This window comes from Klebsiella sp. 18074, assembly GCF_902705905.1.
In the GTDB taxonomy this organism is placed as follows: Bacteria; Pseudomonadota; Gammaproteobacteria; order Enterobacterales; family Enterobacteriaceae; genus Klebsiella; species Klebsiella terrigena.
Window position 1 is genome coordinate 58,098 of the sequence record NZ_CACSIS010000026.1, and the last position, 24,726, is coordinate 82,823.

Annotated in this window: 17 protein-coding genes; 6 read left to right on the forward strand and 11 right to left on the reverse strand. The window is 57.5% G+C overall.

What is annotated here, in order from left to right:
* Nucleotide 1: 1 nt before the first annotated feature.
* The 7 genes from GVK32_RS22010 to lrp form a co-directional block, all read right to left on the reverse strand.
* Nucleotides 2-619 (reverse strand): DMSO/selenate family reductase complex B subunit, encoded by a 618-nt coding sequence (locus GVK32_RS22010; RefSeq protein ID WP_041144785.1) that lies wholly within the window; start codon nt 617-619, stop codon nt 2-4.
* Nucleotides 620-629: 10 nt separating this feature from the next.
* Nucleotides 630-3,074, reverse strand: a complete 2,445-nt coding sequence (gene dmsA / locus GVK32_RS22015; protein ID WP_159872344.1) for a dimethylsulfoxide reductase subunit A — start codon at nt 3,072-3,074, stop codon at nt 630-632.
* Nucleotides 3,075-3,276: 202 nt separating this feature from the next.
* Complete coding sequence (gene serS, locus GVK32_RS22020; protein ID WP_159872346.1) at nt 3,277-4,569, reverse strand: serine--tRNA ligase; 1,293 nt, start codon at nt 4,567-4,569, stop codon at nt 3,277-3,279.
* Nucleotides 4,570-4,660: 91 nt separating this feature from the next.
* Complete coding sequence (locus tag GVK32_RS22025; protein WP_159872348.1) at nt 4,661-6,004, reverse strand: replication-associated recombination protein A; 1,344 nt, start codon at nt 6,002-6,004, stop codon at nt 4,661-4,663.
* An 8-nt stretch (nt 6,005-6,012) separates the two neighbouring features.
* Nucleotides 6,013-6,624: an outer membrane lipoprotein chaperone LolA gene (gene lolA, locus GVK32_RS22030; protein ID WP_041144781.1), complete on the reverse strand. Its 612-nt coding sequence runs from the start codon at nt 6,622-6,624 to the stop codon at nt 6,013-6,015.
* 132 nt (nt 6,625-6,756) lie between these two features.
* Nucleotides 6,757-10,932, reverse strand: coding sequence for a DNA translocase FtsK (gene ftsK, locus GVK32_RS22035; protein ID WP_159872350.1), 4,176 nt, complete (start codon nt 10,930-10,932; stop codon nt 6,757-6,759).
* Between the two features lie 135 nt (nt 10,933-11,067).
* Nucleotides 11,068-11,562, reverse strand: a complete 495-nt coding sequence (gene lrp / locus GVK32_RS22040; RefSeq protein WP_000228469.1) for a leucine-responsive transcriptional regulator Lrp — start codon at nt 11,560-11,562, stop codon at nt 11,068-11,070.
* A 531-nt stretch (nt 11,563-12,093) separates the two neighbouring features.
* On the opposite strand from lrp, the gene trxB reads away from it, so the two are divergent.
* The 5 genes from trxB (at nt 12,094) to infA (ending at nt 18,242) form a co-directional block, all read left to right on the forward strand.
* Entirely contained in the window at nt 12,094-13,062 is a 969-nt protein-coding gene (gene trxB, locus GVK32_RS22045) for a thioredoxin-disulfide reductase (protein WP_159872352.1), read from the forward strand.
* A gap of 113 nt (nt 13,063-13,175) precedes the next feature.
* Nucleotides 13,176-14,942, forward strand: a complete 1,767-nt coding sequence (gene cydD / locus GVK32_RS22050; protein ID WP_159872354.1) for a cysteine/glutathione ABC transporter permease/ATP-binding protein CydD — start codon at nt 13,176-13,178, stop codon at nt 14,940-14,942.
* Nucleotides 14,943-16,664, forward strand: coding sequence for a cysteine/glutathione ABC transporter ATP-binding protein/permease CydC (gene cydC, locus GVK32_RS22055; RefSeq protein WP_159872356.1), 1,722 nt, complete (start codon nt 14,943-14,945; stop codon nt 16,662-16,664).
* A 144-nt stretch (nt 16,665-16,808) separates the two neighbouring features.
* Nucleotides 16,809-17,513 carry a leucyl/phenylalanyl-tRNA--protein transferase gene (gene aat, locus GVK32_RS22060; RefSeq protein ID WP_159872372.1) on the forward strand — a complete coding sequence of 235 codons (705 nt, stop codon included), beginning with the start codon at nt 16,809-16,811 and terminating at the stop codon, nt 17,511-17,513.
* 510 nt (nt 17,514-18,023) lie between these two features.
* Nucleotides 18,024-18,242, forward strand: coding sequence for a translation initiation factor IF-1 (infA, locus tag GVK32_RS22065; RefSeq protein WP_002211347.1), 219 nt, complete (start codon nt 18,024-18,026; stop codon nt 18,240-18,242).
* A 136-nt stretch (nt 18,243-18,378) separates the two neighbouring features.
* Here the strand turns inward: infA and clpA are convergent, their stop codons facing one another.
* Together clpA and clpS are read right to left on the reverse strand one after the other, a co-directional pair.
* Complete coding sequence (gene clpA, locus GVK32_RS22070; protein ID WP_159872358.1) at nt 18,379-20,658, reverse strand: ATP-dependent Clp protease ATP-binding subunit ClpA; 2,280 nt, start codon at nt 20,656-20,658, stop codon at nt 18,379-18,381.
* 30 nt (nt 20,659-20,688) lie between these two features.
* Nucleotides 20,689-21,006: an ATP-dependent Clp protease adapter ClpS gene (gene clpS, locus GVK32_RS22075; protein WP_041144775.1), complete on the reverse strand. Its 318-nt coding sequence runs from the start codon at nt 21,004-21,006 to the stop codon at nt 20,689-20,691.
* A 325-nt stretch (nt 21,007-21,331) separates the two neighbouring features.
* On the opposite strand from clpS, the gene cspD reads away from it, so the two are divergent.
* The gene (gene cspD / locus GVK32_RS22080; protein ID WP_004860015.1) at nt 21,332-21,553 is read left to right on the forward strand and encodes a cold shock-like protein CspD; all 222 of its coding nucleotides are present in this window, start codon (nt 21,332-21,334) and stop codon (nt 21,551-21,553) included.
* Nucleotides 21,554-21,621: 68 nt separating this feature from the next.
* Here the strand turns inward: cspD and macB are convergent, their stop codons facing one another.
* Together macB and macA are read right to left on the reverse strand one after the other, a co-directional pair.
* On the reverse strand, nt 21,622-23,568 hold the full coding sequence (macB, locus tag GVK32_RS22085) for a macrolide ABC transporter ATP-binding protein/permease MacB (protein WP_159872360.1): 1,947 nt from the start codon (nt 23,566-23,568) through the stop codon (nt 21,622-21,624).
* Nucleotides 23,565-24,680 carry a macrolide transporter subunit MacA gene (gene macA / locus GVK32_RS22090; RefSeq protein WP_041144772.1) on the reverse strand — a complete coding sequence of 372 codons (1,116 nt, stop codon included), beginning with the start codon at nt 24,678-24,680 and terminating at the stop codon, nt 23,565-23,567. Before macA ends, macB begins: the two co-directional genes overlap by 4 nt.
* Nucleotides 24,681-24,726: the final 46 nt, after the last annotated feature.

Below are 24,726 nucleotides of genomic sequence, written 5' to 3' on the forward strand. Positions count from 1 at the left end.
CTCACACCTCCTTCGGGTTGGCCAGATAGCCGGTTGTATCGCCACACGGACGACTGTTGGCGTTCGGTTTAATGACAATGCTGGGTTGCGTAAAATGCGCCGACGGCAACGGCGCAACGGCGGCCAGCTTGCCGTGCTTCTGCCGCAGCTCTTCGATTGGGCCAAAGTCCAGCGCCCGCAGCGGGCAGGACTCAACGCAGATCGGTTTTTTACCAACGGCGACGCGTTCGTGGCAGCCGTCGCACTTGGTCATATGCCCTTTCGCCGCGTTGTACTGCGGCGCGCCGTACGGGCAGGCCATATGGCAATAGCGGCAGCCGATACAGACGTCTTCATCCACCACCACAAAGCCATCGTCGCGCTTGTGCATGGCGCCGCTCGGACAGACTTTGGTACAGGCCGGATCCTCGCAGTGGTTACAGGCGATAGAGAGGTAGTAGGCAAACACGTTCTGCTGCCAGACGCCGTTATCCTCCTGCCAGTCGCCGCCCGCATATTCATAAATGCGGCGGAAGCTGACGTCCGGCGTCAGGTTCTTATAGTCTTTACAAGCCAGTTCGCAGGTTTTACAACCGGTGCAACGGGCGGAATCGATAAAAAATCCATATTGAGTTGTCATCGGTTATTCCTTACAGCTTTTCAACCTGGACGAGGTTGGTATGCGACGGATTTCCTTTCGCCAGCGGCGACGGGCGCTGGGTGGTGAGCACGTTGATACTCCCCGCCTGATCCACGCGGCCTGCGTCCGGGTTATACCAGGCGCCCTCACCCAGCGCGACGACGCCAGGCATCATACGCGGCGTCACTTTGGCTTCGATATGCACCTCACCGCGGGCGTTGAAAATACGAATTCGGTCGCCGTTGGCGATACCTCGCGTCTTCGCATCAAGCGGATTAATCCACATCTCCTGGCGACAGGCCGCCTGCAGAACGTCTACGTTGCCGTAGGTCGAGTGCACGCGAGATTTATAGTGGAAGCCGGTCAGCTGCAGCGGGAATTTCTCGGTCAGCGGATCGTTATAGTTCTCAAAGCCGGGGGTATAAATCGGCAGCGGATCGATAACGTCGCCTTCCGTCAGTTGCCAGGAGGCGGCAATCTCTGCCAGCTGCGCTGAGTAAATTTCGATTTTGCCTGACGGCGTGGTCAGCGGATTGGCAGCCGGGTTCTCACGGAATTCCTTATAGGCCACGTGATGCCCTTCTGGATCGCGCTGCTTGAACATGCCCTGCTTGCGAAACGCTTCAAACGTTGGCAGTCCAGGGATAGCCTGGCGAGACTGTTCATACAGATGGCGCATCCACTCTTCCTGGTTGCGGCCTTCGGTGAACTTCTGCTCAACGCCCATGCGTTTTGCCAGCTGGGTGGTCATCTCATAGATGGTTTTGCACTCGAAACGCGGTTTGATAACCTGGTCGGCAAAGATGACGTAGGACATGTTGCCGCAGGAGGCATCCAGCGCGAAGTCCATCTGCTCAGACGCTGTGCAATCTGGCAGCAGAATATCGGCATACTTCGCCGAAGAGGTCATGTGGCAATCCACCACTACAATCAATTCGCACTTCTTGTCATCTTGTAGGATGTCGTGGGTGCGGTTGATATCGGAGTGCTGGTTAATCAGGCAGTTGCCCGCATAGTTCCAGATCATCTTGATCGGTACATCGAGCTTGTATTTGCCGCGAACCCCGTCGCGGAGCGCCGTCATCTCCGGGCCACGCTCGATGGCGTCGGTCCACATAAACATGGAGATGCTGGTCTCAACCGGGTTTTCCAGCGTCGGCATACGCTCAAACGGCAGATCGTATGAGCCCTCGCGCGCGCCGCTGTTGCCGCCGTTAATGCCGACGTTGCCGGTGAGAATCGACAGCATGGAGATAGCGCGGGTGGCAATCTCGCCGTTAGCATGACGCTGCGGACCCCAGCCCTGGCTGATAAATGCCGGTTTGGCCATCGCGATTTCGCGCGCCAGTTGGACAATACGTTCCGCCGGGATCCCGGTGATAGACGCTGCCCATTGTGGCGTTTTAGCCGTGCCGTCTTTACCCTGGCCCAGAACGTACGCCTTATAGTGGCCGTTCGCAGGCGCACTGGCAGGCAGCGTTTTCTCGTCATAGCCAACGCAGTATTTATCGAGGAACGGTTGATCGACCAGATTTTCAGTGATCATCACCCATGCCAGACCGGACACCAGCGCTCCGTCTGTACCTGGGCGAATTGGGATCCACTCATCTTCACGGCCAGCACCAGTGTCGGTGTAGCGCGGATCGATGATGATCAGACGGGCGTTGGATTTTTGGCGTGCCTGTTCAAGGTAATACGTCACGCCGCCGCCGCTCATGCGGGTTTCACCTGGATTGTTGCCGAAAAGCACAACCAGCTGACTGTTTTCAATATCTGACGGGCTGTTACCGTCGGCCCAGCCGCCGTAGGTGTAGTTCAGACCTTCCGCAATCTGAGCGGAAGAGTAATCGCCGTAGTGATTCAGATAACCCCCGCAGCAGTTCATCAGACGGGCAATCAACGTTTTTCCTGGAGGCCATGAACGCGTCATGGTGCCGCCCAGCGTGCCAGTACCATAATTCAGGTAAATAGATTCGTTGCCGTAATCTTTGATCAAACGCTGCATGTTGTTGGCGATGGTGTCATACGCCTCTTCCCAGCTAATACGCTCGAACTTACCTTCACCACGTTTACCGACTCGCTTCATCGGATATTTCAGGCGGTCAGGGTTATATACACGGCGACGCATAGAGCGGCCGCGAAGACACGCGCGCACCTGATGCAGGCCGTCGTAGTTATCGTCGCCGGTATTGTCGGTTTCAACGTATTTGATTTCGCCATCGACCACGTGCATCCGCAGCGGGCAACGGCTACCACAGTTGACCGTACAGGCGCTCCAGACCATTTTCCCGGCAGCAGCAACCGGCTGAATAGCGTCGGCAGCATTCGCAATACGGGTAAACGGTAAGGTGAATGCACTACTGGCGATTGCCAGTCCGCCGATTGCCGAGGTTTTCATCAAACCTCGACGGCTGACTTCGGCAGTCAGCAAAACATCAGGGGCTTTTATTTTCATGAATACTCACTTCATTGCTCATTGAAATGCACCAAACGCTATATAGATATGTATATAGCGAAATTAGTCTTTTTTAGAGTTTTATGCTGCTTCTAATTCGAAGGGAGTATCCCTGCTTTCGACTGAAGGGTTATTGTTCAGTATCAATACAGGCATAAAAAAAGCGCCCTTAGGCGCTTTTTAAGAAAGGAATGAGGAGTTATCAGCCGATGAACTCAATACCGTTCATGTAAGGACGCAGTACTTCCGGCACTTCAATGCGACCGTCAGCCTGCTGATAGTTTTCCAGCACCGCAACCAGCGCACGACCAACAGCCAGACCGGAACCGTTCAGGGTGTGCACCAGACGGGTTTTCTTGTCTGATTTATTACGGCAGCGAGCTTGTAAACGACGCGCCTGGAAATCCCACATGTTTGAACAAGAGGAGATTTCACGATACGTGTCCTGCGCTGGCAACCAGACTTCAAGATCATAAGTTTTAGCTGAACCAAACCCGATATCACCACTGCACAACAGCACTTTACGGTACGGAAGACCCAGTAGCTGCAACACTTTTTCGGCATGACCCGTCAGTTCTTCCAGTGCATCCATAGAATCTTCTGGACGAACGATTTGTACCATTTCGACTTTATCAAACTGGTGCTGGCGGATCAGACCACGCGTATCACGACCATAAGAACCCGCTTCGGAACGGAAGCATGGGGTATGAGCGGTCATTTTGAGTGGCAAAGCGTCTTCATCGATGATCTCGTCACGAACCAGGTTGGTCAGTGGCACTTCGGCAGTTGGGATCAATGCGTAGTTGCTGCTGTCGGCTTCTTCATCCAGCGGACGGGTGTGGAACAAATCACCGCCAAACTTCGGTAACTGGCCCGTGCCGTACAGTGTTTCATGGTTTACCAGGTACGGGACGTAGTTTTCGACATAACCATGCTGTTCGGTGTGCAGATCAAGCATGAACTGGCTCAGGGCACGATGCATACGCGCGATTTGCCCCTGCATCACGACGAAGCGAGAACCCGTCAGTTTAACCGCGGAGGCAAAATCCAGGCCTTTCGCCATTTCACCTAACGTAACGTGATCGCGTACTTCGAATTCGAATTTACGCGGTTCACCCCAGCGGCTGATCTCAACGTTTTCGCTGTCGTCTTTACCCATCGGTACACACTCGTCCGGGATATTCGGCAGCGTCAGCGCGATGTCGCGGATCTCAACCAGCAGAGCATCGAGCTCAGCTTTTGCGGCATCCAGCTCTTCACCCAGCTTGTTCACTTCCAGGCGTAATGGCTCGATATCTTCCCCGCGCGCTTTCGCCTGGCCAATGGATTTCGATCGCGAGTTACGCTCTGCCTGCAAATTTTCAGTGTTTACCTGCAGAACTTTACGACGCTCTTCAAGAGCGCGAAGTTTATCTACATCCAGCTTAAAGCCTCGGCGTGCCAGTTTTTCTGCGACTGCGTCTGGCTCGGTACGCAGCAGATTGGGATCGAGCATGCTTATCCTGTGCTTATCGAATTAAAATGAGGAAAAGACCGCAGCCTGCGGTCTTTAGAGGTTCAGCGATAACCTTACCGCAACACCTCTGTTAGCGGTAGCGTTTTGTGGGGCTATTTTGATCCTGTTCGGCAAGCCAGGCGAGCTTTTCGCCAATTTTCCCCTCAAGCCCTCGGTTTGTTGGCCGATAATAGCGCGTTTGCGCCATTTCCTGCGGGAAGTACTCCTCGCCGGCGGCATAGGCGTTGGGCTCATCGTGGGCGTAACGATACTGCTGGCCATAGCCCATCTCTTTCATTAGCTTCGTCGGCGCGTTGCGCAGATGGATCGGCACGTCGTAGTCCGGGCGTTCGCGGGCATCGGCCATCGCGGCCTTAAAGGCGCTATAAACCGCGTTGCTCTTCGGCGCGCAGGCGAGGTACACAATAGCCTGAGCAATCGCCCGCTCGCCTTCCGCTGGGCCGACTCGGGTAAAGCAGTCCCAGGCAGAGATAGCAACCTGCATGGCCCGAGGGTCGGCGTTGCCGACGTCTTCCGAGGCAATCGCCAGGCAGCGGCGGGCAACGTACAGCGGATCGCCACCGGCGCTAATGATCCGCGCATACCAGTACAGCGCGGCGTCCGGCGCGCTGCCGCGCACGGACTTGTGCAGCGCCGAAATTAAATCGTAAAAGCGATCGCCCTTGTTATCAAAACGCGCGCTACGCTCGCCGGCAATTTCGGTCAACAACTTGGCCTGCAGCACCCGCTGACCGGCGGCGTCGGTTTCGGCCATATCGGCCATCATCTCCAGCGTGTTGAGCGCCCGTCGCGCATCGCCGTTTACCAGCTCGGCGATCGCCCGACGCGTGTCGTCAGGCAGCACAATATTTTGTCCGCCGTAGCCGCGGCCCGCATCACTCATCGCCTGCGTGAGCACCTGCTCGATATCTTCCGTGGTGAGTGATTTCAGCAGATAAACGCGTGCTCTCGATAACAGCGCGGAGTTGAGTTCAAAAGAGGGATTTTCCGTCGTCGCGCCGATAAAGGTGATGGTGCCATCTTCGATATGCGGCAGAAACGCGTCCTGCTGGCTTTTATTGAAGCGGTGGACTTCGTCGACAAACAGGATGGTGCGCCGGCCGGCGTTACGGTTCTGCCGGGCGCGTTCGATGGCTTCACGGATCTCCTTCACGCCGGAGGTCACGGCCGAAATACGCTCGACGTCAGCGCTGGCATAGCGAGCAATCACTTCCGCTAAGGTCGTTTTTCCGGTGCCCGGCGGGCCCCATAGAATCATCGAATGAAGATGCCCGGCCTCAATTGCCCGCGGCAAAGGTTTACCCGGTGCCAGCAGATGCTGCTGGCCGATGTACTGCGCTAAATTTTCTGGCCGCATACGGGCGGCCAGAGGTTGAAACGCATTGTCGGAAAAGTCGAGCGACAGATTGCCCACATTCGCCTCTATTTACGTTGATCGTCCACCGTAACCCCTTGCGGCGGCGTAAAGGTAAACTTAGATGCGTCTATCGCACCGTTTTGCTGCGACTTCAGCTGGTAGCTGCTGCGCTGGTCGTCCTGCTCTACCGCGCTGAACTGATGAATGGTGCCATCACGCCCTACGTTAATGGTGAACTGCTTCAGGTTACCGCTGCCGCTTTTCGGCGTCAGGACAAAGTCATCGCCGTTTTGCTTAATATTGTACTGCTGCCAGTCGTTAGACTGGTTACGCGCAATCAGCATAAACGGCGTGTTGCTGGTGGCGTCTTTCAGCCAGGTGACGGTCGCCTGCTCAACGAACGGGTTATAGAACCACAGCGTTTTGCCGTCAGAGACCAGAATGCTTTCATCCGGCTGGGTCATGTGCCAGTTGAACAGATTCGGGCGCTTCACCCACAAATCACCCTGTCCGTCCTGTACCGCGTTGCCGCTACCATCGGTCACTTTCTGCGTGAAGCTGGCGTGGAAGCTGCTCACCTTATCCAGACGGCTTTTCAAATCGCCGGCGGCGTCAGCCCAAACCTGGCTGACAACAAATCCAGACAGTAATGCACAGGTGATTGCGAGTTTTTTCATTGTTATTCCTTAATTTCCGTCAACGTGCGTCGCTCCCGGCGCGGGAGCCTCTTCTGCCCCTAATGTAGGACCGACTGGCGCGGCGGGACAGAAGAATAGGCTGATTTTGCTCTTATTTACCCAACTTTGCACTCACTCGAAGGGCGGCGGCGCCAGCACTTCTCGGTTTCCGTTATGGCCCTGCTCGCTGACGATGCCCTGCGCTTCCATCTGCTCAATGATGCGCGCGGCGCGGTTATAGCCGATACGGAACTGACGCTGAACCCCGGAGATAGAGGCTTTACGCTTCTCGGTCACGAAATTGACCGCCTGGTCGAACAGCGGATCCAGCTCTTCTCCGCCGTCAAATCCACCGCCGCCGCCTTCGCTTTCGCTATCCGAAGTGATGCCGTCGACATACTGCGGACGCCCACGCGCTTTCCAGTCCTGAACTACCGCATGGACCTCCTGATCGCGCACGAATGCGCCGTGAACGCGCACCGGAATGGTGGAGTTCGGCCCGGAGTAAAGCATATCCCCCATCCCCAGCAGCGATTCGGCACCGCTCTGGTCAAGAATGGTACGCGAGTCAATTTTACTCGACACGGTGAACGCAATACGCGTCGGGATGTTGGCCTTAATCAGGCCGGTGATCACGTCAACCGACGGGCGCTGGGTCGCCAGCACGAGGTGAATACCCGCCGCACGCGCTTTCTGCGCCAGACGAGCAATCAGCTCTTCCACTTTCTTACCCACGGTCATCATCAGGTCGGCGAATTCATCCACCAGCACCACGATGTAAGGCAGTTTTTCCAGCACCGGATGAACCGCATCCATGCTGTCGCCCGGCTTCCAGTACGGATCCGGAATTGGGCGCCCCATGCGCGCCGCCTCGGCAATCTTCTCGTTGTAGCCCGCCAGGTTACGCACGCCTAACGCTGACATCAGCTTGTAGCGGCGTTCCATCTCGTTCACGCTCCAGCGCAGAGCGTTGGCGGCGTCTTTCATATCGGTAACCACTTCCGTCAGCAGGTGCGGGATCCCTTCATAGACCGACAGTTCGAGCATTTTGGGGTCGATCATAATGAAGCGCACGTCTTCCGGCTGCGCCTTGTAGAGCATGCTGAGGATCATGGCGTTGACGCCGACCGATTTACCGGAGCCGGTGGTACCGGCTACCAGCAGGTGCGGCATTTTTGCCAGGTCGGCGACGACCGGATCGCCAGCGATATCTTTGCCCAGCACCACGGTCAGCGGCGATGGGTTATCGCGGAACTTGGTATTATCCAGCACTTCGCGCAGGTAGACAGTCTGACGCTTCTTATTCGGCAGCTCCAGGCCAACGTACGGCTTGCCGGGAATCACTTCCACGACGCGCACGGCAACCGTGGAGAGCGAACGGGCAAGGTCGCGCGACAGGTTAGAAATACGCGCGGCCTTAACGCCCGGCGCCAGGTTCAGCTCAAAGCGGGTGATAACCGGGCCGGGCGAGTAGTTCACGACGTCCGCTTTAATACGGAAATCGGCAAGGCGAGCTTCCACCAGGCGCGCCATTTGCTCCAGCGCGAAGGTATCAACCGGCTCAACCTCGCTCGGTGGCGGCGTCAGCAGATCCAGAGACGGCAGCGGCGTTGTCGGCCGCTGCAGCGGATGGCTGTTGCCGTTACGCATCAGGAGCGGGTGAATCAGGCTCTCCTGCGGCTGCGGCGCCGGCTGTTGGGCCGGCGGCTGCATCGGGGCCTGAGGGGCCTGCTGCGGCTGGTAGCTCTGCGCCGTTGGCGCAGACTGTACCGGCTGCGGAGCCTGCGGCTGCTGATAAGCAGGCTGCGGCGCCGGCTGCGGCTGTTGGGCCGGCGGCTGCATCGGGGCCTGAAGGGCCTGCTGCGGCTGCTGTACCGGCTGATGTTGATGCTGATGCTGAGCCGGCTGCTGATATTGCGGTGCCGACGGCTGAACCTCCGGCATCGGCGTAAACAGCGGCTCGTTCGGGCCGTCGTCCACCAGCGTTTTCATCGGCGAGAAGTCATAGTCAGCCGGAGAGAACGGATTCGCCCCGCGCGGCTGCTCGCTGCTGTAGCGCTGCTGCTGGGCGGCGGCAAACTGGCGAGCCAGCTCGGCTTCGGCGGCAGAATCATTATCACCGCCGTCGTCAGCCTGGTAGACCTCACCGTAGCGCTGCTGCTGGGTCGCAGCAAACTGACGCGCCAGCTCGCCCTGCTCCAGCTCGCTAACTTCTTCATCGGTGAGCGGTTCATCATCATAATTCTGATCGAGTTCCGCCTGACGGGCGCGCTCTTCCGCGATGCGCTGAGAAGGCAGCTTAATGCCATACGATGCCAGCTCACGGCGCGTCGGTACGCGGACGTGGTTAGGACGCGGCAGCTTCGGACCAATGCCCTCTTTGACCTGCACGCGCGGCCCGCCCGCTGCCGGACTGAACAGCGGCGCGGCGGATGACGCGGCGGACGCCACCGTTGCGGCCGTTGCGCCAGCACCCGCGGCCTGATGTACGCTGGCGGCGAGCGTGGTTACCGCGGCAACATCTACCGGAGACGATGGCGGCGGCGAGATAGGCCTTGTCGCAACCGGACTCGCAGGCTCCGGAATCGGCTGATACCAGGCGGCAAGCTGTTCGCGCTCACGCGCGCGCTTCTCTTCGACCTCTTCGAAATAGTACATCGGCGGACGCTGCGGCTTGACCTCTTCCTGGGGCGCTTCTGGCTCAATAACAGGCGAGGCGGCATAAGGTTCAGGCTGATAAGCAGGCTGCTGTACCGCTGCCTGTTCAGGCTGGTAGTGAGGCTGCTGTACCGGCGCCTGTTCAGGCTGGTAGTGAGGCTGCTGTACCCGCGCCTGTTCAGGCTGGTACGCCTGCTGCGGCTGATACGCGGCCGCAGGCTGGTAGTGCGGCTGCTGTACCGGCGCTTGCTCAGGCTGATACGCCTGCTGCGGCTGATACGCGGCTTCCGGCTGGTAGTGCGGCTGCTGCACCGGCGTCGGCTCCGGCTGATACGCCTGCTGCGGCTGATATGCGGCCTCAGGCTGGTAGTGCGGCTGCTGCACCGGCGTCTGCTCCGGCTGATACGCCTGCTGCGGCTGATATGCGGCCTCAGGCTGGTAGTGCGGCTGCTGCACCGGCGTTTGCTCCGGCTGATACGCCTGCTGCGGCTGATACGCGGCCGCAGGCTGGTAGTGCGGCTGCTGTACCGGAACCTGCTCCGGCTGATAAACCTGTGCCTCTGGCTGCCAACCGGCCTGTGGAGTTTGGCCAGCTATCGGCTCAGCCCACGCCTGCGGCGCTGCGGTGGCTGCCGCAGCCGCGCTCACAGGATCGGCAATGCTATGGCCGTTCAGCAGCGGATCGTAGGGGTCAAAGTCCCCCGGACGCGTTGCGCTGGCACCGGAGAATAAGACATCGTCCGCATCTGCCGGGCGCGCGGCGCTGGCGCCAGAAAACAGCACATCGTCTGCCGCAACCGGCGCGCCGTTGGCGCTGAACTCAATCTCTTCCTCGGCATCATCCATGCGCTTACCGGAAAACAGCGCGGCGTCGGTCTTGCGCCCCAGCGGATTGGAGAATTTCTCTGCCAGACGCTGGCGACGCGCTAAAGCGCTGCGTAAAATTCGCGCGCGACGCGAGCCCTGCGGTTTCGCCGTATCGTCGTCTTCGTCATCTTCATAGTCGTCCTCATCAACCCAGGTGTCGTCCCGACGGGTACGGTTGCTGGCGAAGGTGAGGACGGAAAGGATCGCGCCGCCGAGTTTTTCGGCAATGCTGACCCACGACCAGCCGGTAAACAGGGTTAAACCCGCCGCCCAGATGCAGAGCAGCGCAATCGTTCCGCCGCTGCTGTGCAGCAGCGGTTGCAGGGTGGTGCTCAGCAAGCTGCCAATGACCCCGCCCGAGGCGAAATACCAAATATCATCGGCATTGATAGAGGCCAGGCCACAGGAGGTGAGGATCAGCGCCAGCGCGCCAATTAGGCGCAGCGAAACGGCGAAATAGTCGATGTATTCGTCGTTAGTTTGATTGCGCCAGGCAAACCAGCAGCCGCCGATGATAATCACGGGAATGGTGTAAGCCATTACGCCAAAAATGAAAAATAGCGTATCGGCAAGCCAGGCTCCCGGCGTGCCGCCGATGTTGTGGATAGGCTCGTGCCAGGCCGTTTGCGACCAGCTTGGATCCGAGGGATTAAAGCTGAGTAAGGCCGCCATCAGCCAGATAGCAAAAAGGGTGCAAAGGATAAGTAACGCCTCAAGGAGTCGGCGCCCGCTGCTTAGCTTCGTCAGTTTGACTTCTTTGTCTTCAGTGTATTCCTGGCTCAAAAAAGGCTCTCCAGGTATCAGGCTGTTTCCTGCCTGCTGCTAAAACGGACAACAGTGCCGGGTCTCCCCGGCACTGTTGCTGTATGGATTAACAGGAGTGTAATCAAACTACGTCGATTTTGCACCTGTTCCGTGTTAGCGCGTCTTAATTACCAGACGATTGCTCTGCTTGACCTCTTCCATTACCACGTAGGTACGGGTGTCGTTTACGCCCGGCAGGCGCAGCAGGGTTTCGCCCAGTAGTTTACGATACGCTGACATGTCCGGTACGCGAGTTTTCAACAGGTAGTCGAAATCGCCGGATACCAGATGACACTCTTGAATTTCTTCAAGTTTTTGCACAGCGGCGTTAAATTGCTCAAACACATCCGGCGCGCCACGATTCAGAGTAATCTCAACAAATACCAGAAGTGATGCATCCAGATAATGCGGGTTAAGCAGCGCCGTATAGCCCTGAATAAAACCCTGTCTTTCCAGTCGACGCACGCGCTCAAGGCAAGGCGTCGGAGAAAGTCCCACCCGTTTAGAAAGTTCGACGTTAGAAATACGTCCATCTTTTTGTAACTCGTTCAGAATGTTACGATCGATGCGGTCGAGATCTTTGCCAGGGCGCTTCTTGCTATCTACCATTATTATTGTCTCTCTGTATTCCTTCCCTACTCCTGTTCTGACTCTGAGCCTTCACTGCCAGAGCCCATCCTGTTCTTACCCGTACGACTTGAGTAACCCAGGGGTACGTAAGAAGCCCGTTGCCTGACGGCAGCCACCGACATCACGCATGGCGTCTGTCCACACCATGCGTAGATTTCGCTAACCCGGATAAAAATGGCATTTGCATGCATGAAAATTCGCCACACGCAAAACGCTGCTTTTCTTCTTCCATGAATGTTTTCGCAAATGCACAGGGGATTGTCAAAGCAAAACATCGATTTTTAGTACAAGATGCCAGATATTCATTATCCCCCCCCGTTGATTCTCATGTTTTCCTCTTATAATTGTGCTGCTGACAGTAGAATTAGTTATATTCTCCGTTCGTTAAATCGCCAGTTCATCGGCGGGTGCTATTGCACATATCGTTAACAAAATCGCTATGCTCTTTTTTTACGACAACAAATTCCCTACAATCCAGCCCAATGTATGCCAATAAATTATGGGGTTCTCATGGGCACGGCCAAACACAGTAAGCTGCTAATTCTTGGTTCTGGACCTGCGGGATACACCGCTGCGGTCTATGCCGCACGTGCAAACCTGCATCCGGTGCTGATTACCGGGATGGAAAAAGGGGGTCAGCTGACCACCACCACGGAAGTGGAAAACTGGCCTGGGGATCCGAACGATCTGACCGGGCCGCTGCTGATGGAACGTATGCACGAGCATGCGGCCAAGTTCGAAACCGAAATTCTTTTCGATCATATCAACAGCGTCGATCTGCAGAACCGTCCGTTCCGCCTGGTCGGCGATAGCGGCGAATACACCTGCGACGCGCTGATTATCGCTACCGGCGCTTCCGCGCGCTATCTCGGCCTGCCGTCTGAAGAAGCCTTTAAGGGCCGCGGCGTTTCCGCCTGCGCCACCTGCGACGGTTTCTTCTACCGTAACCAGAAGGTCGCGGTTATCGGCGGCGGCAACACCGCGGTTGAAGAAGCGCTGTATCTCTCTAACATCGCGTCTGAAGTCCACCTGATCCACCGTCGCGACGCCTTCCGCGCTGAAAAAATTCTCATCAAGCGCCTGATGGACAAAGTGGAAAGCGGCAACATCGTGCTGCATACTCACCGCACCCTGGAAGAAGTGACCGGCGACCAGATGGGCGTCAGCGGCCTGCGCCTGCGCGATACGCTGAATGCGGACAACGTCGAATCACTGGAAGTCGCGGGCCTGTTTGTCGCTATCGGCCACAGCCCGAACACGGCGATTTTTGCCGGTCAGCTGGAGCTGGAAAACGGCTATATCAAAGTTCAGTCCGGCATTCACGGCAACGCGACCCAAACCAGCGTTGCTGGCGTCTTCGCCGCCGGTGACGTGATGGACCATATCTACCGTCAGGCTATTACCTCTGCCGGCACCGGCTGCATGGCCGCGCTGGACGCCGAGCGCTATCTCGACGGCCTGGCTGACGCTTGCAAATAATCTTTACAAGTCAGTAACAAAGGTAAAGAAGGCGACGAAAAGTCGCCTTTATTTTTTCCGCGTTGTAACATTGCCGTGCCCAAAAACCTATAACTCCACCTGCTAAGTGCGCAATGAATAAAACCCGTCAACAAGAGTTAACCCGCTGGTTAAAAGAACAGAGCATTCTCTCCCGTCGCTGGTTGATGATTTCCCGCGCGCTGGGCGTCATTAGCGGGCTGCTGATCGTCGCTCAGGCCTGGCTGCTGGCGCGGATCCTTCACCGCATGATAATGGAGAATATTCCGGCGACGGCGCTGGTGCTGCCGTTTACCGTGCTGGTGCTGATTTTCGTCCTCCGCGCGTGGGTGGTATGGCTGCGCGAGCGGGTAGGATTTTATGCCGGACAGCATATCCGCTATGAGATCCGTCGCCAGGTGCTCGACCGCCTACAGGAGGCCGGTCCGGCGTGGATCCAGGGCAAGCCTGCGGGCAGCTGGGCCACGCTTATCCTCGAGCAAATCGACGATATGCACGATTACTATGCGCGCTATCTGCCGCAGATGACGCTGGCCGCGGGCGTGCCGCTGCTCATCGTTATCACTATTTTCCCGATTAACTGGGCGGCAGCGCTGATCCTTCTCGGCACCGCGCCGCTGATCCCAATGTTTATGGCGCTGGTCGGAATGGGTGCCGCGGATGCAAACCGCCGCAACTTCCAGGCGCTGGCGCGGCTGAGCGGCCACTTCCTCGACCGCCTGCGCGGCATGGAAACGCTGCGTATTTTCGACCGCGGCGCCGCGGAAACCGACAATATTCGCGAGGCTTCGCAGGATTTTCGCCAGCGCACGATGGACGTCCTGCGTCTGGCCTTCCTCTCCTCCGGGGTGCTGGAATTTTTCACTTCCCTCTCCATTGCGCTGGTGGCGGTCTATTTCGGTTTCTCCTACCTGGGCGAGCTGAACTTTGGTCATTACGGCGCAGGCGTTACCCTGATGGCCGGCTTTTTGACCCTGATCCTCGCGCCGGAGTTTTTCCAGCCCCTGCGCGATCTGGGCACCTTCTACCACGCTAAGGCGCAGGCTATCGGCGCGGCGGACAGCCTGAAAACCTTTATGGAAACGCCGCTGGCGCAGGCCGAGCGCGGCGAGAAGGTGCTTAGCGACAACGAGCTGGTGAGTCTTGAAGCGCGCGATCTGCGGATCAAATCACCGGAAGGCAAGGTGCTGGCAGGACCGCTGAACTTCTCCCTGCCTGCCGGTAAGCGGGTGGTGCTGGTTGGGCAAAGCGGCTCCGGCAAAAGCTCGCTGCTGAATACGCTGGCGGGCTTTCTGCCCTATGACGGTTCGCTGATGGTCAACGGCGTTGAGCTGCGCGATCTTGATAGCCAGCGCTGGCATCGCATGCTGAGCTGGGTTGGACAAAACCCGCAGCTGCCGGCGGCCACGCTGCGTGAAAACGTGCTTCTGGCGTGGCCTGACGCGACCGAGGCGCAGCTTCAGCTGGCGCTGGATAAGGCCTGGGTAAGCGAATTTGTCTCGCAGCTGCCGCAGGGCATTAATACGCCGGTGGGCGATCAGGCGGCCCGCATATCGGTTGGCCAGGCGCAGCGTATCGCCGTCGCGCGCGCGCTGCTGGTTCCCTGCCGTCTGCTGCTGCTCGATGAACCTGCCGCCAGCCTCGACGCCCACAGCGAACAGCGGGTGATGCAGGCTCTGTCAAACGCCTCTTCGCAGCAAACCACGCTGATGGTCACTCACCAGCTAGAAGGTATAGCCGACTGGGACGCTATCTGGGTGATGCAAAACGGACAGATTGTCGAACAAGGCGAGTATTCACAGCTTGCCGCCGCCGAAGGGCCCTTCGCGACCCTGCTGGCCCATCGTCAGGAGGAGATTTAAATGCGCGCATTATTACCTTATCTGGCGTTGTACAAGCGGCACATATGGCTGCTGATGCTCGGCGTGGTGCTGGCGATCGTCACCCTGCTGGCGAGTATCGGGCTGCTGACGCTGTCCGGCTGGTTCCTCTCGGCATCGGCCGTCGTCGGCGTTGCCGGTATCTACAGCTTTAACTACATGCTGCCCGCCGCCGGCGTACGCGGCGCGGCGATTATTCGTACCGCCGGGCGCTACTTTGAACGCCTGGTGAGCCACGACGCGACTTTTCGCGTCCTGCAGCATCTGCGCGTTTTCACGTTCAGCAAGCTGCTGCCGCTCTCCCCTGCCGGGCTGGCGCGTTTTCGCCAGGGAGAGCTGCTTAACCGCATCGTTGCCGACGTCGATACCCTGGATCACCTCTATCTGCGGGTCATCTCGCCGCTGGTTGGGGCGCTGGTGGTCATTCTGGTCGTCACCGCCGGTCTGAGTATTCTGGACGTCACCCTGGCCCTGACGCTGGGCGGCATCATGCTGCTGACCGTGCTGATACTGCCGCCGCTGTTTTACCGGGCCGGTAAACCTTCCGGTGAGTGCATAACCCAAATGCGCGGCCAGTACCGCCAGCAGCTCACCGCCTGGCTGCAGGGCCAGGCGGAGCTGATGCTGTTTAACGCCAGCGATCGCTACCGCGAACAGCTGGAGAAAACCGAACAGCGCTGGCAGGATGGCCAGCGCCGTCAGGCCGAACTCACGGCGCTTTCTCAGGCGCTGATGCTGCTGATTGGCGGCATTGCGGTGATTGCGATGCTGTGGCTGACCTCCGCCGGCGTGGGCGGCAATAGCCAGCCGGGCGCGCTGATCGCGCTTTTCGTTTTCTGCGCCCTGGCGGCGTTTGAGGCGCTGGCACCGGTTACCGGTGCGTTCCAGCACCTCGGGCAGGTCATCGCCTCCGCGCGGCGGATTACGCAAATCACCGAGCAGCCGCCGGAAGTCTCCTTTGCGCAGAGCGCGGACCAGACCTTCTCACGCGTAGCGCTGACGCTGAATCAGGTCACCTTTAGCTATCCGCAGCAGCCCACCGCAGCGCTGGAGAATATCTCGTTACAGGTTTCTGCCGGCGATCATATCGCTATTCTCGGACGCACCGGCTGCGGGAAATCGACCCTGCTGCAGCTGCTTACCCGCGCCTGGGATCCGGCCCAGGGCGAGATTTTACTCAACGACCAGCCGCTTACGCAGCTCAACGAGACGACCCTGCGCCGGGCAATGAGCGTGGTTCCTCAGCGCGTGCATCTGTTTAGCGCAACGCTGCGCGACAACCTGCTGCTGGCGGCACCTCAGGCGAGCGATACGCACCTGGTCAACATCCTCGAGCGGGTTGGGCTCGGCAAGCTACTCGACGACAGCGGCCTCAACAGCTGGCTGGGAGAAGGCGGTCGCCAGCTTTCCGGCGGCGAACTGCGCCGGTTAGCCATTGCCCGCGCCCTGCTTCACGACGCGCCGCTAATGCTGCTCGATGAGCCGACCGAAGGCCTGGACGCCACAACCGAAAGCCAAATCCTTGATTTACTGGCCGAAGTGATGAAAGAAAAAACCGTGCTGATGGTCACCCACCGCCTGCGCGGGCTGGCGCGTTTTAATCAGATAATTATCATGGACAACGGCAAGATTATTGAGCAAGGTAGTCACGCAGAACTGCTGGCTCAACAAGGGCGCTACTACCAGTTTAAGCAGCGCCTGTAGGTCAGTCGTTATCGGGCCATCGCCGCAGGGCATCCCGAATGATTTTGTGTATATACTCTATGAGTTTCAGGTGCGCGCATACTGCGCTGGCGCCTGAAAGACAGCGAATATACTGGACAATTGCTGGTGCGTATTGAGGTTAAAATGCGTCTGGTTCAGCTCTCCCGTCAGTCCATTGCCTTCCCCGCGCCGGAAGGCGCCCTGCGTGAACCGAACGGCCTGCTGGCGCTGGGTGGCGATCTTAGCCCCGCGCGCCTGCTTATGGCCTATCAGCACGGCATCTTTCCGTGGTTTTCACCGGGGGATCCTATTTTATGGTGGTCTCCCGATCCCCGCGCGGTTCTGTGGCCCGGGCAGTTTCATCTCAGCCGCAGCATGAAACGCTTCCACCAGCACTCTCCCTATCGCGTGACGCTGAACCATGCCTTTGGCGAGGTGATTGAAGGCTGCGCCGCCAATCGCGATGAGGGCACCTGGATAACCGCCAGCATCGTCAAGGCCTATCACCAGCTGCACGAGCTCGGGCACGCGCACTCAATCGAGGTGTGGCGCGATGAGACGCTGGTTGGCGGTATGTACGGCGTGGCTCAGGGGGCGCTGTTTTGCGGCGAGTCGATGTTCAGCCACGCGGAAAATGCGTCGAAAACGGCCCTGCTGGTATTCTGCCAGGCATTTATGCACGACGGTGGCCAGTTAATTGACTGCCAGGTGCTAAATAACCACACCGCGTCGCTGGGCGCGGTTGAAATTCCCCGCCGCGACTATCTCGATCGGCTGGCGCAATTGCGCAGCCAGCGTTTACCGGAAAGATTTTGGGTGCCGAGGGTGCTATTTACCGGCAATGTGTAAATGTTTTCAGCACATTCTTCGCCGGGATGGTATAATTGCGCGGTAGAGTAGCTTCTGCCCGTTGCCCCGCCGCCGTTTGGGAATAATAAGAGTCAGATAACGCCCATCGTTCTGTCACTCCCCCTTTACGTTTGCGCCTGTCGTGCGGTTTATCCGCGTGCGTTCCGGGCAATGCGCCAAAACTACTTCAGTGATTTAAACCCAAACTTATTCATGATGCGCCGGGACGACAAACCAAACGCCAGGCAGCATCAATAACTATGTGACCGTGAGAACTAAGGCAGCCAGAAAGATAAAGTATATAGACTCGCAACAGATCGGGTTGCAGGCGGGAGGCAAGTGAACGGATCCCCAGCGCTTACTGAAAAAAGTAGCCGGGATCGAAGAACGCAGCCAACGTGGACGCAACGCGAAGTGTGACGGGTATAAACGTAAAACTTTACTTACTCGCTGAACTTCGGCATTATCTTGCCGGTTCAAAACTACGGTAGTGATACCCCAGAGGACTAGATGGCCAAAGAAGACAATATTGAAATGCAGGGCACCGTACTTGACACGTTGCCTAACACAATGTTCCGCGTAGAACTGGAAAACGGTCACGTGGTAACTGCGCATATTTCCGGTAAAATGCGTAAGAACTACATCCGCATTCTGACGGGCGACAAAGTGACTGTTGAGCTGACCCCGTACGACCTGAGCAAAGGCCGCATTGTCTTCCGTAGTCGCTGATAGTTTTCCGCCCTTGTGGCGTCAGATGCTAAAGGCCGGGATAATTCCCGGTCTTTTTACATCCCCTCTCCGCTAAGCGACTGCGGATATAAAAAAACCGGCCCACAGGCCGGTTTTTGACGTTTCAGAGTAAGAATTAATGCGCCGTTTCCGGTTTGTGCTTCTGCGCACTTTGGAAATCATAGGTCAGCGAACTCTTCTCTTTATCCAGCGCAACGGTCACCTGGCCGCCGTCGACTAACGAACCAAACAGCAGCTCGTTGGCCAGCGGTTTCTTCAGGTTATCCTGAATCACCCGCGCCATTGGACGCGCACCCATTGCCCGGTCGTAGCCTTTCTCTGCCAACCAGTCTCGCGCTTCCTGACTCACTTCCAGCGACACGCCTTTCTGATCCAGCTGAACCTGCAGCTCGACGATAAACTTATCCACCACCTGATGGATTACCGTCGTTGACAGGTGATCGAACCAGATAATGTTGTCGAGGCGGTTACGGAACTCCGGCGTAAAGATCTTCTTGATCTCATCCATCGCATCCGGACTGTTATCCTGATGGATAAGGCCAATCGACTTACGCTCGGTTTCGCGCACGCCGGCGTTGGTGGTCATCACCAGCACCACGTTGCGGAAGTCCGCCTTGCGGCCGTTGTTGTCGGTCAGCGTACCGTTGTCCATCACCTGCAGCAGCAGGTTAAAGACGTCAGGGTGCGCTTTTTCAATCTCATCAAGCAGCAGCACCGCGTGCGGATGTTTAATGACCGCATCGGTCAGCAGCCCGCCCTGATCGAAACCAACGTAGCCCGGAGGCGCACCGATCAAACGGCTCACGGTGTGACGTTCCATATACTCGGACATATCAAAGCGCAGCAGCTCGATACCCAGCGCCTTGGCCAGCTGTACGGTGACCTCGGTTTTCCCGACGCCGGTAGGCCCGGCGAACAGGAAGGAGCCCACCGGCTTATGCTCGTGGCCCAGTCCTGCACGCGCCATCTTGATGGCTTCGGTTAACGCCTCGATCGCCTTGCCCTGACCAAAGACCAGCATTTTCAGCCGATCGCCAAGATTTCTCAGCGTATCGCGGTCGCTTTGGGAGACGCTCTTCTCAGGGATGCGGGCAATGCGCGCCACCACCGATTCGATATCCGCCACGTTAACCGTTTTCTTACGCTTGCTGGCCGGCATCAGCCGCGCCCGCGCGCCCGCTTCGTCGATAACATCTATCGCCTTGTCCGGTAAATGACGATCGTTAATGTATTTCACCGCCAGTTCAACCGCCGCACGCACCGCTTTCGCCGTGTAGCGCACGTCGTGGTGCGCTTCGTACTTCGGCTTCAGGCCGTTAATAATCTGTACAGTCTCTTCTACCGAAGGTTCAGTAATGTCTATCTTCTGGAAACGCCGGGCTAACGCGCGGTCTTTTTCGAAGATATTGCTGAACTCCTGGTAGGTCGTCGACCCCATCACCCGAATCTTGCCGCTGGAGAGCAGCGGTTTAATCAGGTTGGCGGCATCGACCTGGCCGCCGGATGCGGCGCCCGCACCGATGATGGTGTGGATTTCATCGATAAACAGAATACTGTTGGTATCCTGCTCCAGCTGTTTCAGCAGCGCTTTGAAACGTTTTTCAAAATCGCCGCGGTATTTTGTCCCTGCCAGCAGGGAGCCGATATCCAGCGAATAGATCGTGCAATCGGCCATGATTTCCGGCACGTTGCCCTGCACGATTCGCCATGCCAGCCCTTCGGCAATCGCGGTTTTACCCACGCCGGACTCACCCACCAGCAGCGGGTTATTCTTACGACGGCGGCACAGAACCTGAATGGCACGCTCCAGCTCTTTTTCGCGACCAATCAGCGGGTCGATTCCGCCAACGCGAGCAAGCTGATTGAGATTGGTGGTGAAGTTTTCCATACGATCCTCCCCGCCTGCTTGCTCTTCATTGCTGGGCTGGCTTCCGCTGTTTTCGGAAGGCTGGCTCGGCTCGTCTTTACGCGTACCGTGAGAGATGAAGTTCACCACATCAAGACGGCTGACTTCATGTTTACGCAGCAGATAGGCCGCCTGCGACTCCTGCTCGCTAAAAATAGCGACCAAAACGTTGGCACCGGTCACTTCGCTGCGGCCAGAGGATTGTACGTGGAAGACGGCACGCTGCAGTACGCGCTGGAAGCTCAGCGTCGGCTGAGTGTCGCGCTCTTCTTCCGTGGCGGGTAGAACAGGTGTGGTCTGTTCGATGAAGGCTTCAAGTTCCTGACGCAGCGCCACCAGGTCCACGGAACACGCTTCCAGCGCTTCGCGGGCCGAAGGGTTGCTGAGCAACGCCAGCAGCAAGTGCTCGACGGTCATGAACTCATGACGGTGCTCGCGCGCTCTGGCGAAAGCCATGTTTAAACTGAGTTCCAGTTCTTGATTGAGCATAGGCACCTCCCCCAATTTTCTTGCCTGTCTTCAGGCTTTCTCTAGCGTACACAGCAATGGATGCTCGTTCTCCTTCGCATACTGGCTCACCATCGCAACTTTGGTTTCCGCAACCTCTGCGGTAAATACACCACAAATCGCTTTACCTTGATAGTGAACCGTCAACATCAGCTGCGTTGCACGTTCTACATCATAAGAAAAGAATTTTTGTAACACGTCAATAACAAACTCCATTGGAGTGTAGTCATCATTGAGCAATATCACTTTATACATCGATGGTGGTTTAAGCTCATTACGCACTTCGTCTTCTACCAGCTGATCGAAGTCCAGCCAATCTCTCTTACTCATCGTCAGTATTCATCATCGGTTGCTGTTGCCAACAGGCGGTGGCCTGTCGATGACCAAAAGTTATGCCCATCACAAATCTACAATAGATCATAGATAACTATCATCTATTACTTCCATCCGCGATGTCTGTCACATTCCCCGGCAATAGCGTTAACTGCTTCAAATTTTGACGCATTTTTCGCCTTCCCCTACCGTCAATCGCTTGACGCCTTTTCGTATTTCTCTAAATTGTACTGGCGAGAGTTGGCGAGCATTTGAACAACTCGTCACTCCACTACCGGTTCATCCCATCTTACTTATAAAGAATTACGAAGGATGTCGAAGTATGGAAATGGGTACTGTTAAGTGGTTCAACAATGCCAAAGGGTTTGGTTTTATTTGCCCTGAGGGCGGAGGCGAAGACATTTTCGCCCATTACTCGACCATCCAGATGGATGGTTACAGAACGCTAAAAGCCGGACAAGCCGTTCGGTTTGATGTTCACCAGGGACCGAAAGGTAATCACGCCAGCGTGATTGTTCCTGTAGAAGCGGAAGCGGCTGCATAACTCTTTCGCTTCATTGTGTACATCCCGCCAGTAAAATGCCAGTCCTTCTGACTGGCATTTTTTTAGCGCTACTCGCGAGCCAGCGCGTCCACCGGGTCAAGGCGCGCGGCATTTCGCGCGGGAAGCCAGCCAAACAGCACGCCGGTTAGCGTCGAACATAAAAACGCCGTCAGCAGCGCCAGCGGTGAGAAGCCAATCTCCCAGCCGGGTAAAAAGAGCTGCAGCACAAAGGCAATCATCAGCGATAGGGTCACACCCAGCGCGCCGCCCACCAGACAGACTAAAACAGCCTCAATCAGAAACTGCTGCAGCACGTCGCTGGCCCGCGCCCCGACCGCCATGCGGATACCTATCTCGCGGGTCCGTTCGGTGACCGATACCAGCATAATATTCATCACGCCAATACCGCCAACCACCAGCGCGATAACCGCCACCAAAGTCAGAAACAGCTGTAGTGTATGTGTGGTCCGTTCCGCCGTTTTCAAGATGCTGTCCATATTCCAGGTGAAAACATCTTTTTTGCCGTGCCGCAGTTCGAACAGGCGCAGCAGCTGCTGTTCGGCGGTTGAGCTATCGTATCCTTCATGCACCCGCACGGTGATTGAGTTCAGCCACGACTGCCCCATCACCCTCCCGGCCATGGTGGTATAAGGCAGCCAGACGCGGAGGATTTTGCTGCTGCCGAACATCGACTGCTTCTCATCCGCCACGCCGATCACCGTCGCGGGCATATTGCCAACCAGAACAACTTCGCCCACCACCCTCGCCTTATGCGGAAAGAGCTGGCGTCGGGTATTACTGTCCAGCACCACCACCTGCGCCCGGCTGCTTAGCTGCAGCTCATTGAAGGTATTGCCTTCGCTAAAGGTCATGCCGTAGACGTTAAAATACTGCACCCCGACGCCCTCGGCGCTGGCGGCAACGTCGATATTATCGGCACGCAGGCGCAGGTTTTTCGATACTGCAGGCGTCGCCGAGCTGACCCAGGGCTGCTTCTGAATAGCCAGCAGATCGTCATACTTCAGCGCCTGCTGGTAGCGGGGATCGTCATCGCCGAAATCCTTCCCGGGATAGACATCAATCGTGTTAGTGCCGATGGCGCGAATGTCCGCCAGCACCATCTGCTTCGCCGCATCCCCCACTACCACAATCGACACCACCGAAGCGATGCCGATAATAATGCCGAGCATGGTGAGCAGGGTGCGCATTTTGTTGGCGGTCATTGCCCGCCAGGCCATCACCAACGCTTCGCGAAAGCCGCTGCTGAACTGACGCCACGCGGAGGGTTCGGCCGCAGGGATCTGGCGAATAACGCCGGCGCTGCCTGCGCTCTTAGGCGGCGGATTACGTACGATCTCGCCGTCGTGGATCTCAATGATCCGTTCGGCCTGCGCCGCCACCAGCGGATCGTGGGTGACGATGATCACCGTATGCCCCTGCGATTTCAGCTGATGCAGGATAGCCATCACCTCTTCGCCGGAATGGCTGTCCAGCGCGCCGGTCGGCTCATCCGCCAGAATAACTTCCCCGCCGTTCATTAGCGCGCGGGCAATGCTCACCCGCTGCTGCTGACCGCCGGAGAGCTGCGAAGGCTGATAATCCGCCCGATCGCCAAGCCCCAGGCGCACCAACAGATCGCGCGCGCGCTCAAGGCGAGCCCGTCGCTCAGTGCCGGCGTAGACCGCCGGCACCTCGACATTCTGTACCGCCGTCAAGTGCGACAGCAGATGGTAGCGCTGGAAGATAAAACCAAAATGCTCTCGCCGCAGCCGGGCCAGCTCGTCGCCGTTGAGCCGCGACACGTCAGTGCCCGCCACCCGATAGGTGCCGCTGCTCGGCTTATCGAGACAGCCGAGGATGTTCATCAGGGTCGATTTACCGGAGCCGGAAGCGCCGACAATGGCTACCATCTCTCCGGCGTTGATGCTCAGCGTGACCCCCTTCAGAACATCGACGCTCTCGTCACCGGAAAGATAGCTGCGGCGTATATCACGCAGTTCGAGCAGCGCCGTCATTTAGCCGTCCCGGGCGCGCTTTCCCCGACGATGACCTCATCGCCTTCGTCTAAGCCCTTGACTATCGCCACATCAATATCGTTGCGCGCGCCGATGGTGACCTCGCGCTCTTTAACCTCGCCGGTGCGCAGCAGCCGCACGTGGTAGCGGTTTTCGCCGATGGCATCCCCCAGCGCGCTCAGCGGAATGGTGATCACGTTTTTCACTTCCGCCATCTGGATATGGACCTGAGCCGTCATTTCGAGGCGCAGGATCCCCTGCGGGTTCGGGACCTCAAAGCGGGCGTAGTAGAAGATAGCGTCGTTGACCTTTTCCGGAGTAGGTAAAATATCCTTCAGGGTCCCTTCGTAGCGGGTAAGCGGGTCGCCAAGCACGGTGAACCACGCCTTTTGCCCGGCGCGAAGATGGATCACGTCCGCCTCAGAGACCTGCGCCTTCACCAGCATGGTGCTGAGATCGGCGAGGGTCAGAATATTCGGCGCCTGCTGGGCGGCAATTACCGTCTGCCCCTGCAGGGTGGTGATTTGCGTCACTTCCCCGGACATCGGGGCCAGAATTTTAGTGTAATCGAGGTTAGTTTTCGCGGTATCCAGCGTGGCCTGGTTGCGCTTAACCTGCGCCTCGATGGTGCCAATCTGCGCCTCTTTGACCGCTAAATCGGTGGCCGCGGTATCCAGCTCCTGACGCGAAACCAGCTGGCGCTGCGCCAGCTGCTGCTGACGGGCTAAGGTCACGGCGGCCAGCTGACGCTCGGCGCGGGCCTGATTCAGCTGCGCGCGCAGCTCCATCAGCGTCGCTTCGACTTCCTTAATTTGGTTCTCCGCCTGTTCGGGATCGATAACCCCCAGCAGCTGATCCTTCTGTACCTTGTCGCCGATACTCACGCGCAGCGTTTTCAGCTGCCCGCTCACCTGCGCGCCAACGTCGACTTTACGTACCGCGTCCAGCTTACCGGTCGCCAGCACGCTCTGCTGGAGATCGCCTTTACGCACCACCAGAGTCTGATACTGCGGCAGCGGCGCATTCAGCACCCGCCATCCCCAGATGGCCAGAGCCAGTACGATAATGGCCAGTAGCCACCAGACTTTCCTGCGTTTTCCATTGAGCTTCATAAAAATTCCTGATGTTTTAAACCGCAGCGCAAGCCGATGATTCTAT

Bases quoted from the DNA above. Each gene is read 5' to 3' on its own strand.
- macB (WP_159872360.1), bottom strand. From the start codon at position 23,568: ATGACGGCGCTGCTCGAACTGCGTGATATACGCCGCAGCTATCTTTCC.
- lrp (WP_000228469.1), bottom strand. From the start codon at position 11,562: ATGGTAGATAGCAAGAAGCGCCCTGGCAAAGATCTCGACCGCATCGAT.
- clpS (WP_041144775.1), bottom strand. From the start codon at position 21,006: ATGAGTAAGAGAGATTGGCTGGACTTCGATCAGCTGGTAGAAGACGAA.
- cydD (WP_159872354.1), top strand. From the start codon at position 13,176: ATGAATAAAACCCGTCAACAAGAGTTAACCCGCTGGTTAAAAGAACAG.
- dmsA (WP_159872344.1), bottom strand. From the start codon at position 3,074: ATGAAAATAAAAGCCCCTGATGTTTTGCTGACTGCCGAAGTCAGCCGT.
- macA (WP_041144772.1), bottom strand. From the start codon at position 24,680: ATGAAGCTCAATGGAAAACGCAGGAAAGTCTGGTGGCTACTGGCCATT.
- clpA (WP_159872358.1), bottom strand. From the start codon at position 20,658: ATGCTCAATCAAGAACTGGAACTCAGTTTAAACATGGCTTTCGCCAGA.
- cspD (WP_004860015.1), top strand. From the start codon at position 21,332: ATGGAAATGGGTACTGTTAAGTGGTTCAACAATGCCAAAGGGTTTGGT.
- cydC (WP_159872356.1), top strand. From the start codon at position 14,943: ATGCGCGCATTATTACCTTATCTGGCGTTGTACAAGCGGCACATATGG.
- trxB (WP_159872352.1), top strand. From the start codon at position 12,094: ATGGGCACGGCCAAACACAGTAAGCTGCTAATTCTTGGTTCTGGACCT.
- lolA (WP_041144781.1), bottom strand. From the start codon at position 6,624: ATGAAAAAACTCGCAATCACCTGTGCATTACTGTCTGGATTTGTTGTC.
- serS (WP_159872346.1), bottom strand. From the start codon at position 4,569: ATGCTCGATCCCAATCTGCTGCGTACCGAGCCAGACGCAGTCGCAGAA.
- aat (WP_159872372.1), top strand. From the start codon at position 16,809: ATGCGTCTGGTTCAGCTCTCCCGTCAGTCCATTGCCTTCCCCGCGCCG.
- infA (WP_002211347.1), top strand. From the start codon at position 18,024: ATGGCCAAAGAAGACAATATTGAAATGCAGGGCACCGTACTTGACACG.
- GVK32_RS22010 (WP_041144785.1), bottom strand. From the start codon at position 619: ATGACAACTCAATATGGATTTTTTATCGATTCCGCCCGTTGCACCGGT.